11 protein-coding genes are annotated in these 13,601 nt (G+C 56.7%); 7 read left to right on the top strand and 4 right to left on the bottom strand.

The features are described from left to right. Window positions 1–31: 31 nt before the first annotated feature. Window positions 32–1,495 (top strand): D-alanyl-D-alanine carboxypeptidase family protein, encoded by a 1,464-nt coding sequence (locus CPJ18_RS09890; RefSeq protein WP_083731565.1) that lies wholly within the window; start codon window positions 32–34, stop codon window positions 1,493–1,495. Window positions 1,496–1,583: 88 nt separating this feature from the next. Then, entirely contained in the window at window positions 1,584–1,847 is a 264-nt protein-coding gene (locus CPJ18_RS09885) for a hypothetical protein (protein WP_077100924.1), read from the top strand. Window positions 1,848–1,963: 116 nt separating this feature from the next. On the opposite strand, the gene gyrA is transcribed toward CPJ18_RS09885, so the two are convergent. Continuing rightward, entirely contained in the window at window positions 1,964–4,795 is a 2,832-nt protein-coding gene (gene gyrA / locus CPJ18_RS09880; protein ID WP_103657876.1) for a DNA gyrase subunit A, read from the bottom strand. A gap of 241 nt (window positions 4,796–5,036) precedes the next feature. On the opposite strand from gyrA, the gene CPJ18_RS09875 reads away from it, so the two are divergent. Beyond that, window positions 5,037–5,666 (top strand): MarC family protein, encoded by a 630-nt coding sequence (locus CPJ18_RS09875; RefSeq protein ID WP_103657950.1) that lies wholly within the window; start codon window positions 5,037–5,039, stop codon window positions 5,664–5,666. 63 nt (window positions 5,667–5,729) lie between these two features. After that, a complete protein-coding gene (locus tag CPJ18_RS09870) occupies window positions 5,730–6,878 on the top strand; it encodes an HPP family protein (RefSeq protein WP_103657875.1) in 1,149 nt (382 codons plus the stop codon). Window positions 6,879–6,882: 4 nt separating this feature from the next. Here CPJ18_RS09870 and CPJ18_RS09865 read toward each other — a convergent pair whose 3' ends face one another. Together CPJ18_RS09865 and CPJ18_RS09860 are read right to left on the bottom strand one after the other, a co-directional pair. Beyond that, window positions 6,883–7,140 carry a hypothetical protein gene (locus CPJ18_RS09865; RefSeq protein ID WP_077100928.1) on the bottom strand — a complete coding sequence of 86 codons (258 nt, stop codon included), beginning with the start codon at window positions 7,138–7,140 and terminating at the stop codon, window positions 6,883–6,885. Between the two features lie 30 nt (window positions 7,141–7,170). After that, on the bottom strand, window positions 7,171–7,701 hold the full coding sequence (locus CPJ18_RS09860; RefSeq protein WP_103657874.1) for a single-stranded DNA-binding protein: 531 nt from the start codon (window positions 7,699–7,701) through the stop codon (window positions 7,171–7,173). Between the two features lie 289 nt (window positions 7,702–7,990). On the opposite strand from CPJ18_RS09860, the gene uvrA reads away from it, so the two are divergent. Together uvrA and CPJ18_RS09850 are read left to right on the top strand one after the other, a co-directional pair. Beyond that, window positions 7,991–10,912, top strand: a complete 2,922-nt coding sequence (uvrA, locus tag CPJ18_RS09855; protein ID WP_103657873.1) for an excinuclease ABC subunit UvrA — start codon at window positions 7,991–7,993, stop codon at window positions 10,910–10,912. Window positions 10,913–10,954: 42 nt separating this feature from the next. Then, window positions 10,955–11,755 (top strand): DUF72 domain-containing protein, encoded by an 801-nt coding sequence (locus CPJ18_RS09850; RefSeq protein ID WP_103657949.1) that lies wholly within the window; start codon window positions 10,955–10,957, stop codon window positions 11,753–11,755. Between the two features lie 9 nt (window positions 11,756–11,764). Here the strand turns inward: CPJ18_RS09850 and dusA are convergent, their stop codons facing one another. Beyond that, window positions 11,765–12,775 (bottom strand): tRNA dihydrouridine(20/20a) synthase DusA, encoded by a 1,011-nt coding sequence (gene dusA, locus CPJ18_RS09845; RefSeq protein ID WP_103657872.1) that lies wholly within the window; start codon window positions 12,773–12,775, stop codon window positions 11,765–11,767. A 135-nt stretch (window positions 12,776–12,910) separates the two neighbouring features. Here dusA and CPJ18_RS09840 point away from each other — a divergent pair, with 135 nt between their 5' ends. After that, entirely contained in the window at window positions 12,911–13,600 is a 690-nt protein-coding gene (locus tag CPJ18_RS09840) for a fumarylacetoacetate hydrolase family protein (protein ID WP_103657871.1), read from the top strand. The last annotated feature ends 1 nt before the right edge of the window (window position 13,601 follow it).

Here is a 13,601-nt window from a genome sequence, read left to right as displayed (position 1 = left end):
CTGGCGGGGCGTGTCGGACGGAACCTGTGGCATGCGATTAAAGAGTTCAACCGTGTTCAAAAAACTATCTGAGGCACTAGGGCGCACGGCAGGCGCTTCGTCTTTCGTGAAAGTTTTCATGTTTGCAATGGCTGTGGCGACGGCAACTGCCGCCACCACCCAAGTTGCAAATGCTGACCCGAAATTTGCGGGCATCGTTGTGGATGCCAAGACCGGCAAGGTTCTTTATAGTGAAGACCCTGATGGCTTGCGCTATCCAGCATCGCTGACCAAGATGATGACCCTGTATCTGACGTTCGAAGCGTTGAACTCAGGTCGCATTTCGCTCAATTCGGCGGTCCCCATTTCGGCAAACGCCGCCAAGGAGCCGCCATCAAAATTGGGTGTCCGCGCAGGCGGCAGTGTTACCGTGGAGCAGGCAATTCTGGCTCTCGTCACCCGTTCTGCCAACGACGTCGCAACCGCTCTTGGTGAAATGATCGGCGGCAATGAAGAGCGTTTCGGACGGATCATGACGGCGAAGGCCCGTGCATTGGGTATGACCCGCACGACCTACCGCAACGCAAATGGCCTGCCAAATACTGCGCAGATGACGACGGCCCGGGATCAGGCACGTTTGAGTGTCGCCCTGCGTCAGCATTTCCCGCAATATTACGGTTATTTCAACACCCGTACCTTCAATTTCGGCAAGCAGGTCATCGGCAACCACAATCGTCTGGTCGGCACTGTTCGTGGCGTTGACGGCATCAAGACCGGTTACACCCGTGCGGCCGGTAGTAATCTGGCGACATCGGCTCAGCTTGATGGACGCTCCATCGTTGCCGTTGTTCTTGGCGGTCGCTCCAGCGCTGCTCGTGATGCCACGATGCGCAAGCTGGTGGCGGAATATCTTCCAAAAGCTTCCCGTGGCGGCAACAGCAACCTGATTGCTTCGACGCCTTCCATGCAGATCGAAGAGCCGGTCGCGGTTGCAGCAACCGCACCAGCATTTGCTCCTCCTGCAGGTCTTCCAAATGCTGGCCCTGTGCCGCAGGCGCGCTATGCAGACGAAACACCTGTTTCCGCTTTTGCTCCAAGCCAGGCCAATGCAGCCGTTACGGCCATGGACGTTGCAACACGTGGCAAGCCTCCGGCTAATCTCACGCCACCTGTCGATATGCGGCCTGATCGCTCGATGGTGACCAATTCGACGAAGGTCGACAACATCGTCACTGCGTCGACCAGCCCTGCCCCGTCTGCGAACGGCAATGCAGGTTGGGTTATCCAGATCGGCGCGTCTCCAGACGAAGGCTCTGCGCGCAACCTGCTTCAGGCAGCGCAGGATAAGGGCGGCATCTCTCTACGGTCCGCCAAACCTTTCACGGTCGCCTTCAACAAGGACGGCGCCCAGATGTTCCGCGCTCGCTTCGGTGGCTTTGGCGGCCAGAATGAAGCGATCAATGCATGTAATGCTTTGAAAAAGAAAGGCATCAGCTGCTGGGCATCGCTCCAGTAAGCGGAAGACGGTTTCAGGGGCCGGTAGCATGAAAATACATATTACCGGTTCCACTCCTCGAATTGTATTGTGTAACGAGGCTTTCCAGATGGCGATCAACGAAAACTATTCGGACATTGCAGCAGGTAAAGGCAGACAGCAAAGTCTGTCCGTTCTGCATCCGATCCATGAAGCGGCGATGAGAATTGCCGATCTCGGCTTGAACAGATCGCGACACAAAACCCGCGATCTCGTCAATCTTCTCCTGTCCCACGGCGCTCGCGCCTGGCGCAGCAACCAACCGGAAGCGAAGATTCATCTCCACATCGCTTCGAAATCCGGTCGCGGTGCCATTCATTTGCGCCTGCGTTAAAACCTTCAGCGCCAACAAAAAAGCCCTGCGAAACATCGGTTTCGCAGGGCTTTTGTTTTGCAGACGATCACGGTTGAGGAAAGCGGCGGGACGTTGACTGGCCCGCCGCCACAGACTTATACGCCCTCGCCGTCACCTTCTGGTGCTGGACCGGCATCTGTCTCGATGCCGTCGACTTCAGCATCACCCAAAGCCTCGACGTCATCATCGCCTTCAGGTTCGTTGATACGCTCGACGGACACGACCTTTTCATCCTTCGCAGTAGAGAAGATGGTCACGCCCTTCGTTGCACGGCTGGCAAAACGAATGCCGCCGACGGGAACCCGGATCAACTGACCGCCATCGGAAACCAGCATGATCTGGTCTTTGTCATCGACCGGGAAGGCCGCAACCAGTTCACCGATTTCTGCCGTCTTGGACGTGTCGGTAGCGCGGATGCCCTTGCCACCACGGCCAGACGTGCGGAAGTCGTAGGACGAGGAGCGCTTGCCGAAGCCCTTTTCGGAAACAGTCAGAACGAACTGCTCTTGCGACTTGAGGAACTGGTAGCGTTCTTCGGTCAGGTGACCCTCTTCCGTTACTTCCTCGCCAACCAGTGCGATCTCTTCGGCGTCGATCTCACCCGTCAGGGCGCGACGTTCAGCAGCGGCACGCTTGAGATAAGCTGCACGCTCCCATGGCTCTGCATTCACGTGGCTGACGATGGTCATCGAGATGATGCGATCACCGGTGCCAAGATTGATACCGCGAACACCGACCGAGTTACGGCCAGCAAATACGCGCACATCATCCACCGGGAAGCGAATGCACTGGCCGAGTGCCGTGGTCAGCAGCACGTCATCGCCTGCCACTTCGCCAAGAGCGTCAGGACCTGTGCAGGTCTCGACGGAAAGAATCTCATCACCTTCTTCATCCAGCTTCATGGCGATCTTGCCGTTGCGGTTGACCTGAACGAAATCGGACAGCTTGTTACGGCGTACCGTTCCACGCGTGGTCGAGAACATAACGTCCAGCGTTTCCCACGTCGTCTCGTCTTCCGGCAAAGGCATGATGGTGGTGATGCGTTCGCCAGCTGCCAATGGCAGCATGTTGATCAATGCCTTGCCTTTGGACTGCGGCGTGCCGATGGGCAGGCGCCATACCTTTTCCTTGTAGACGATACCACGTGAGGAGAAGAACAGAACCGGCGTATGGGTATTGGCAACGAACAGACGGTTGACGAAATCCGCATCGCGGGTCGCCATGCCGGAACGGCCCTTGCCGCCGCGACGCTGTGCACGATAGGTCGTCAGCGGTACGCGCTTGATATAACCCAGATGCGAGACCGTCACGACCATGTCTTCACGGGAGATGAGATCCTCATCGTCCATGTCAGGACCGCCTTCGACGATCTGACTGCGGCGCGGTGTGCCGAACTCATCCCTGACAGCAGCCAGCTCATCCTTGACGATCTGCTGGATGCGAACACGCGAAGACAGAATATCGAGATATTCGCTGATTTCTGCGCCGATCTTGTTCAGCTCGTCGCTGATTTCATCACGGCCCAGAGCCGTCAGTCGAGCAAGACGCAGTTCGAGAATGGCGCGCGCCTGCTCTTCAGACAGGTTGTAGGTCTTGTCTTCATTGATGCGGTGGCGCGGATCGTCGATCAGAAGGATCAGGCTTTCCACATCGGAGGCCGGCCAGCGGCGCGTCATCAACTGTTCGCGCGCAGTTGCCGGGTCCGGCGCCTGGCGGATAACACGGATGACTTCATCGATATTGGCAACCGCAATTGCCAGACCGACCAATACATGCGCGCGATCGCGCGCCTTGCGCAGCAGGTACTTGGTACGGCGGCTGACCACGTCTTCGCGGAAGGAAACGAAAGCACGCAGCATATCCAGCAGCGTCATCTGCTCCGGCTTGCCACCATTCAGCGCCACCATGTTGCAGCCGAAAGACGTCTGCAAAGGTGTGTAGCGGTAAAGCTGGTTCAAAATGACTTCGGCATTGGCGTCGCGCTTCAACTCGACCACCACGCGGTAGCCCTGACGGTCGGACTCGTCACGAAGGTCGGAAATGCCTTCGACGCGCTTGTCCTTGACCAGTTCGGCCATCTTCTCGATCATCGACGACTTGTTCACCTGGAAGGGAACTTCGGTGATGATGATCTGCTCGCGGTCGCCACGCATCGGCTCGATCGTCGCGCGGCCGCGCATGATCACGGAGCCACGGCCGGTCTCGTAAGCCGAACGAATACCGGAACGACCGAGAATGAATGCGCCTGTCGGGAAGTCCGGGCCCGGAATGATTTCCATCATTTCCGGCAGCTCGATTTCCGGATTATCGATCAGCGCGATGGAGCCGTTGATGACTTCGGTCAGGTTGTGTGGCGGAATGTTGGTGGCCATACCGACGGCAATGCCGCCCGCGCCGTTGACCAGCAGGTTCGGGAACTTCGCCGGCATAACGACCGGCTCAGACAATGTGCCGTCATAGTTGTCACGGAAATCGACGGTTTCCTTGTCGAGATCATCCAGAAGCGAATGCGCGGCCTTTTCCAGGCGGCACTCGGTATAACGTTCAGCTGCTGGCGGATCACCATCGATGGAACCGAAGTTCCCCTGTCCGTCGATCAGCGGCAGTCGCAAGGACCAATCCTGCGCCATACGCGCCAGCGCATCGTAGATCGCCGAGTTGCCGTGCGGATGGTATTTACCCATCACGTCACCGGTCACACGGGCGCATTTCACGTATTTCTTGTTCCAGTCGATGCCAAGTTCGGACATGCCGTAGAGAATACGGCGATGAACGGGCTTCAGTCCGTCACGAACGTCGGGAAGTGCACGGCTGACGATAACGCTCATGGCGTAATCGAGATACGACCGCTGCATTTCCTCCATGATGGAAATCGGCTCAATGCCTGGCGGAAGCTTTCCGCCGCCTGGGGGGCTCTGGTCAGTCAAATCGGATCACATTCTATGTTAAGAATCGGATGGATTTTTATAGCGGAAACAGCACGAAAGCGCCAATTTCCAGCGCGGTTTTGAACAGTCTTTTGCGTCATTTGCAAGACGATGCACAGTTTTATCCCTAAGCGGGGTGAAAACGGTTTCAAACGGCTTCAGACTTACCTACCATAGCATGAAAATCGACCCGAGGCCGAAGCGATTGCTCTCGATTTCCGGGAATGATGATGGGGAAAGCATGGCGAGCACCGAACTTCTTCTCAACGCCCTGACCACGATGCTTGTCACGCTCGACCCGCCTGGTCTGGCACCGGTCTTTCTGGCGCTGACGGCAGGCATGACACGCGCCCAACGCGGCCAGGTCGCGCTTCGCGGCTCGATCATCGCTTTCGGCATCCTTGCCATGTTTGCGCTGTTCGGTTCGTCCATTCTGGAAGTGCTCGGCATCTCGCTCGGGGCCTTCCGCATCTCCGGCGGCCTGCTGCTGTTCTGGATATCGTTTGAAATGATTTTCGAGAAACGGCAGGAACGCAAGGAAAAGACGTCGGAAGTTGCGATTACGCTGGATCACATCCAGAACATCGCCGTCTTCCCCCTCGCACTCCCGCTGATTGCCGGACCGGGTGCTATTTCGGCGACCGTTCTGATTTCCGGCTCCATGCAAACCAGCTTTGAGAAAGTCCTGTTCATTCTCCTGCTGGCATTCAGCATGCTGCTGGTTTTTGTGGCACTGTTGGCCGCCGACCGGCTGGACCGCTTCCTCGGCAATACTGGTCGCGCAATTCTCACACGCCTGCTGGGCGTCCTACTGGCGGCGCTATCGGTTCAGTTCGTGGTGGACGGCGTGAAATCCGCGATGGCTTCCTGACAAAGACAAGACCGGATTTTCTGCTAAAACGCCAATTCCCGACGAGATTCGAGAGTGGTGAAAATGCGAAATCTGCTGCGCCTTATCGTGCCGGAAGCGATGCCGGTCAGTTATAAGGAACGCTTCCGCGCGGCGACCGGTGCATTGCTCGGCATCTTCATTACCGGCTACATCGGTCATCTGGCTGTTGGTAACAGTGCCGTGCTGCCTGCGCTGATTGCGCCAATGGGTGCATCCGCCGTTCTGCTGTTTGCCGTTCCATCAAGCCCGCTTGCGCAGCCATGGTCCATTCTGTGCGGCAACATTATTTCCGCCATCGTCGGGGTCACCGTTGCAATGCTGATTGCCGATCCATTCGTGGCAGCAGCGGTTGCGATCAGCGTCGCCATTGCGGCGATGATGGCACTGCGCTGCCTGCACCCGCCAAGCGGTGCTGTTGCGTTGACGGCTGTCCTTGGCGGGGCCGCCATCCACGATCTCGGCTACGGATTTGTCCTATGGCCGGTCGCGGGCAACTCCATGGCCCTTCTTGCTGTCGCCGTGATCTTCAACAACCTTTCGGGAAGGCGTTACCCGCACTCCATCCGGTCTCAACCTTCAAGCCATGCAACGAAAGACCCCGCTCCCATTCAACGCATCGGCTTCTCATCGTCCGATCTTGACGATGTTCTCAAAGAATACGACCAGGTTCTCGATATCGACCGTGACGACCTGGAAACGATTTTACGCCGCACTGAATTGCGCTCTTACAAACGGCGAGCAACCTATCTTGATTGCGCCAGCATCATGTCCCGTGACGTGGTCGCTGTCGCCCCGGACGATTCATTGAAGGCCGCGCACGCACTGATGCGTGATCATCATTTCAAGGCGTTGCCGGTTACGAACGACAACGCAGAAGTGGTTGGCATCGTTACCCAGACGGATTTTCTCGACAAAGCAAGCTGGACAAGCGGTCGCCCCGCAATCGGGTTTCTCCAGCGTATGCGCCTCATATTTTCCGGACGTAGCGCGCCGAACGATACGGTCAAAGACATCATCACGTCTCCGGTCAAAACCGTATCGCCGGAAACGCCCATAGAAGACGCCATCATCATATTGGCGGAACAAGGCCTGCATTACCTGCCGGTCGTCAGTGAAAACGCAAAACTCGCAGGCATCATTTCTCAGTCGGACGTGATGATCGCAATGTTGGCAGATAAGGCAGACAAATAGGCCTTTACCGTTTCGCCTTCAAAATCCGCTTCCATATCGTACCGCCGAGATAGCGGTTGAAAACGAGAAAATAAGCGACGATCAATGCAAAGACCAGAACCGCTGGCATGCCCTGCAGGCTGAAGCCGTCTTCCGTGCGCCCGCCGAAGACGAGCGCGACGAGATAACCAAATATCCAAAACGCGGTAAAGAAGTCCAATATGGCGGCCAGCACAATACGCCAGGTTGATGGCTGGCGCGCCGGTGTGATCGTTTCTGTCATGCCCTACCCCTGCCCATGTGTTTCTATAGATCAGAACGGAATGTCGTCGTCCATGTCGTTGGAGAAGTTGCCGCCGCCAGACTGGCCACCGCGCGCGGGCGCAGATCGAGCCGGCTTCTGATCGTAACCACCACCGCCACCAAAATCGCCGCCAGACGCGCCACCGAAATCATCTCCGCCACGGCCAGCACCGCCACCGCCGCCTTCACCGCGACCATCAAGCATGGTCAGCGTCGAGTTGAAGCCCTGCAGCACAATTTCAGTGGAATAACGGTCATTGCCGGTCTGGTCCTGCCATTTGCGGGTCTGAAGTGCGCCTTCGATATAGAGCTTGGCACCCTTTTTCACATACTGTTCGATGACCTTGCAAAGACCTTCATTAAAGACCACGACGGAGTGCCATTCGGTCTTTTCTTTCCGCTCACCGGAGGTGCGGTCGCGCCAGCTCTCAGAGGTCGCGATACGAAGATTTGCGATAGGGCGACCGTCTTGCGTGCGGCGGATTTCCGGATCCGCGCCGACGTTCCCGAGCAAAATTACCTTGTTTACGCTGCCAGCCATCTTCTCAATCCTGTCTACCGACCTTCATGGCCAGCATTTTATCTTTAAAATCCTGAGCACCATAGCCCATCGTTCAGCATGATGTGCACCAGATGGAACGACAATCCACAAGGAATGTTCTTTCAAAGCGCATACCCTTGCCTTTCGTTCCTATTTTGTTCTATTAAGGCTGTATTGATGAGTCAAGTCCAACGAAAACCGGATGTGAAAAGGTTAATTGATCTCGACACGCCGATCTGCGTCATTACATAAGAGCCTGCCCCTCCCACAGAGTATCCCGAGCCTTGTCATGAGTGAATTAAAGACGATTTCGATCCGCGGTGCCCGCGAGCATAATCTCAAGGGCATCGATCTGGACCTGCCACGCAACAAGCTGATCGTCATGACCGGGCTTTCTGGCTCCGGCAAATCCTCGCTTGCTTTCGATACGATCTATGCGGAAGGCCAGCGGCGATATGTCGAAAGTCTGTCCGCTTACGCACGGCAGTTTCTGGAAATGATGCAGAAACCGGATGTGGATCAGATCGAAGGTCTGTCCCCCGCCATTTCCATCGAGCAGAAGACGACGTCGCGCAATCCTCGCTCGACAGTCGGTACCGTGACGGAAATCTACGACTATATGCGTCTGCTGTTTGCACGCGTCGGTGTTCCCTATTCGCCAGCCACCGGGCTGCCCATCGAAAGCCAGACCGTCAGCCAGATGGTCGACCGTGTGCTGGCATTCGAGGAAGGAACACGCCTTTACATCCTCGCCCCCATGGTTCGCGGCCGTAAGGGCGAGTATAAAAAAGAGCTGGCCGAGCTAATGAAAAAAGGCTTTCAGCGCGTCAAGGTAGACGGCCAGTTCTACGAAATTGCCGACGTCCCTGCCCTCGACAAGAAATACAAGCACGATATCGATGTCGTCGTGGACCGCGCTGTCGTTCGTCCCGACATGGCGGCACGTCTGGCGGACAGTCTTGAGACCTGCCTGAAGCTCGCCGATGGTCTGGCAGTCGCCGAATTTGCCGACAAGCCTTTGCCGCCTGAAGAAACAGCTGCTGGCGGTTCAGCCAACAAGTCGCTCAACGAAACGCATGAGCGCGTGCTGTTTTCGGAAAAATTCGCCTGCCCTGTTTCCGGCTTTACGATTTCGGAGATCGAGCCGCGTCTGTTTTCTTTTAACAACCCATTCGGTGCCTGCCCGACATGTGATGGCCTTGGTTCGCAACAGAAGGTGGATGTGGCGCTTGTCGTGCCGGAGCCCGCGCGGACTCTGAAAGACGGTGCCGTAGCACCTTGGGCCAAGTCGTCTTCCCCTTATTATAATCAGACGCTGGAAGCGCTGGGCAAGGCCTTTGGCTTTAAGCTATACAGCCGATGGAACGATCTGACAGATGCGGCGAAGAAGGCGATCCTGCACGGAACTGACGACAAGATCGAGTTCGAATATCAGGATGGCGCGCGCTCCTACAAGACGGTGAAAAATTTCGAAGGCATCGTTCCCAACCTCGAGCGACGCTGGAAGGAAACAGACAGCGCATGGGCGCGCGAGGAAATCGAACGTTATATGTCGGCTGCACCCTGCCCGGCCTGCGCCGGTTATCGGCTCAAACCCGAAGCGCTGGCGGTGAAGATCAACACGCTGCATATCGGTCAGGTCACCGAGATGTCGATCAAGCTCGCCCGCGACTGGTTCGAAGTGCTGCCGGAAGCGCTGAACACAAAACAGAACGAGATCGCTGCCCGTATTCTGAAAGAAATCCGGGAACGTCTTCGCTTCCTCAACGATGTGGGTCTGGAATATCTCAGCCTGTCGCGCAATTCCGGGACACTGTCTGGTGGCGAAAGCCAGCGCATTCGTCTCGCATCGCAGATCGGCTCGGGCCTGACAGGCGTGCTTTACGTGCTGGACGAGCCATCCATCGGTCTGCACCAGCGCGACAATGCTCGCCTATTGGATACGCTGAAACATCTGCGTGACATCGGCAACACCGTCATCGTTGTCGAGCATGACGAGGACGCCATTCTCACCGCCGATTACGTGGTGGATATCGGCCCAGCCGCCGGTATTCATGGCGGAGAGGTGATTGCGGAAGGAACGCCGCAGCAGGTGATGGCCAATCCAAAATCGCTGACAGGTAAATATCTTTCCGGCGAACTGGGCGTTACAGTTCCATCAGAGCGTCGCAAGCCGAAAAAAGGCAAAGAGATCAAGGTCGTCGGTGCGCGCGGCAACAATTTGAAGAACGTTACCGCATCCGTGCCGCTTGGGGTTTTCACTGCCGTTACCGGTGTTTCTGGCGGAGGCAAATCGACGTTCCTAATCGAGACGCTCTACAAGTCCGCTGCGCGTCGCGTCATGGGCGCACGCGAAATTCCGGCGGATCACGATCGGATCGATGGCTTCGAGTTCATTGACAAGGTCATCGATATCGACCAGTCGCCTATCGGTCGTACACCGCGTTCGAACCCTGCGACTTACACCGGTGCGTTCACACCGATCCGAGATTGGTTCTCAGGCCTGCCCGAGGCGAAGGCGCGCGGTTATGCGCCGGGTCGCTTTTCCTTCAACGTCAAGGGCGGACGTTGCGAAGCCTGCCAAGGTGATGGTGTCATCAAGATCGAGATGCACTTTCTGCCGGATGTCTATGTCACCTGCGACGTCTGCCACGGCAAGCGTTACAATCGCGAAACGCTGGATGTGACGTTCAAGAGCAAGTCGATTGCCGACGTGCTTGATATGACCGTCGAAGAGGGCGTCGAGTTCTTCTCGGCGGTGCCTGCCGTGCGTGACAAATTGCAGTCGCTGTTCGATGTCGGCCTCGGCTATATCAAGGTCGGCCAGCAGGCCAACACCCTCTCGGGTGGTGAGGCGCAACGTGTGAAGCTGGCCAAGGAACTGTCCAAGCGCTCGACGGGACGCACGCTCTACATCCTCGATGAGCCAACGACCGGCCTGCATTTTCACGACGTCAAGAAGCTGCTGGAGATGCTGCACGAATTGGTCGATCAGGGCAATTCCGTCGTTGTCATCGAGCACAATCTGGAAGTCATCAAGACGGCGGATTGGGTGATCGACATCGGTCCCGAAGGTGGTACCGGGGGTGGCGAAGTCGTCGCGACCGGAACGCCGGAGCAGATCGTCAAGGAAAAGCGCTCCTATACCGGCCAATTCCTCAAGGAACTTCTGGAGCGGCGTTCCGACAAGAAGGTTCAGGCGGCAGAGTAATCGACATTCTGGCGTGCAATCGATGGGTGGATGGAGGAAAAGATGAGCAAGACAGGCACGATCAGAGCGGGTATCGGCGGTTGGACCTTCGAGCCATGGGAAGGCACGTTCTATCCTGACAAGCTGGTGAAAAGGCGTCAGCTGGAACATGCCAGCCACCATCTGAAAGCCATTGAGGTCAACGGCACCTATTACGGGAGCCAGAAGCCGGAAACCTTTGCCAAATGGGCGTCAGAGGTGCCGGATGGTTTCATTTTTTCTTTGAAGGCCAGCCGATATGTGACCAATCGAAAAGTGCTGGCCGAGGCCGGTGAATCGATGGCCAAGTTTCTGACCCAAGGGTTGACGGAGCTTGGAGATCATCTCGGTCCCATCCTCTGGCAGTTCGCGCCGACGAAAACGTTCGAACCGGACGATTTTTCGGCTTTCCTTGAGCTTTTGCCCGAAAAGCAGGATGGGTTGACGCTTCAGCACGTCGTTGAAGTCCGCAATCCAAGTTTTCAGGTGCCCGAGTTCATCGACTTGCTGGCGAAACACAGGGTCGCCGTGGTCTGCGCCGATCATCACGATTACCCCATGTTGCCGGATGTGACCGGGGATTTCGTCTATTCCCGCCTGCAAAAGGGCGAGGATGATATCCAGACCTGTTATCCAGAAAAGGACGTGAAGGCTTGGGGTGAGCGTCTCAAGACCTATGCCGCAGGTTCTGTCCCTGATGATCTTCCACTGATTGCGCCGGACCGAAAGGTCGAAAAAAAGGCGCGCGACGTGTTTGCCTTCTTCATTACCGGCGGCAAGGTCAATGCGCCGAATGGCGCGCAATTGTTGCAGACACTGGTTTAGCGTCTGCGCTCACACGGCAATATCTGAAGCCGCGTCAAAATTGATGGCCGCAAAGGCGGCCGCAATGACCTCCGGCCCAGCGCCTGGCTTCGTTGCGCCGCTGGATAAAATCTGGCGAAAACGCCTCGCGCCCGGCATTCCCTGAAACAAACCGACCATGTGGCGCGTGACGTGATTGACCCGTCCGCCATGGGCAACATACTCGTCAGCATAGGCCATCATATTATCACGCAACGCCAACCAGTCTGGCTCGCTCGCTGGCTCACCATAAATGCGGTGATCAACCTCGGCCAGTATCGACGTGTTGTGATAGGCGGCGCGACCGAGCATGACGCCGTCCATATGGTTTAGATGCTCCTGCGCCTGATCGAGATCGGTGATGCCGCCATTGATACCGATGAAGACATCCGGGTTTTCCCGCTTCATGCGGTAGACGAGGTCGTAATCCAGCGGCGGAACATCGCGGTTTTCCTTTGGCGAAAGGCCTTGCAGCCACGCCTTTCGCGCATGGATCCAGACCGCATCAGCGCCAGCTTCGACAACGCGAGCAATAAAATCGGGAAGAACGGTTTCGGGTTCCTGATCGTCCACGCCGATGCGGCATTTCACCGTAACAGGCACGGTCGCTACAGCCTTCATGGCCGCCACGCAGCGAGCGACCGTTTCCGGCTCACGCATCAGACAGGCACCGAAGGTTCCGGATTGCACCCGATCAGAGGGACAGCCCACATTCAGATTGATCTCGTCATATCCATAATCGGCCGCAATTTTCACCGCTTCCGAAAGCTTTGTCGGGTCGGAGCCACCAAGCTGGAGCGCCACCGGATGCTCGGCAGCGTGATAGCCCAAAAGCTTGTCACGCTGTCCGTGGATGATGGCATCCGCAACGATCATCTCCGTATAAAGCAAAGCATGGCTGGACAGCTGCCGGTGAAGAAAACGGCAGCGCGTATCAGTCCAGTCGATCATGGGGGCCACGGCAAATATTTTGCCACCGGTCGCAAGCGCTTTTTGGTACATGGATCGTAAAACCTCTTTCTGCGGGGCTTCTAGCGCAATGTGCGCGAGAAAGCCAGTTTTCCGCCATGGTCATTTAAAGCTGGAAATCCCGGCAGAATCGCGGGACAACCGTCTCCTGAAATTAGGAGTGCAAACATGTCCGCCACCGTTATTCCCGTTCCTCCGTCGGTTCTTTTGCCCGTTGAAGGCACGACCGAGACATTCCCGGTTCGCCGGGTTTATTGCGTGGGGCGGAACTACGCTGATCACGCAATAGAGATGGGACATGACCCATCGCGTGAACCTCCCTTCTTTTTCCAGAAGAATGCGGAAAATCTGCTCCCGGCGGGCCATGACTTTCCCTACCCTGCCTTGTCTTCCAATGTGCATTACGAAGTGGAATGCGTCGTTGCTTTGAAAAGCGGTGGATCGGATATTTCGGTTGAAGATGCATTGAACCATGTCTGGGGTTACGGCGTCGGCATCGATATGACGCGGCGCGATATGCAAGATACGCTGAAGAAAATGGGCCGTTCCTGGGAGGGTGCCAAGGCGTTCGAACACTCGGCGCCCGTCTCCGCACTCGTTCCTGCGGCTAAGATCGGTCACCCGGCGACGGGTAGCGTCTGGCTTGAGGTGAATGGCGAGCGCAAGCAAAGCGGTGACCTTGATCAGATGATCTGGAAGACAGCGGAGATCATCGCTGAACTTTCAAAGCTCTTCACCCTTGCCGCCGGTGATATCATCATGACGGGCACACCTGCGGGCGTAGGGCCGATTGTTGCCGGCGATCGGATCGATTGCGGCGTGGATGGCGTTGGCACACTTTCGGTCAAGGTCGTCTGAG

The organism is Agrobacterium rosae, assembly GCF_002915175.1.
Classification (GTDB): Bacteria; Pseudomonadota; Alphaproteobacteria; order Rhizobiales; family Rhizobiaceae; genus Agrobacterium; species Agrobacterium rosae.
Note: the sequence above shows the minus strand (reverse complement) of the source record. Positions and strands in the feature narration are given on the sequence as shown.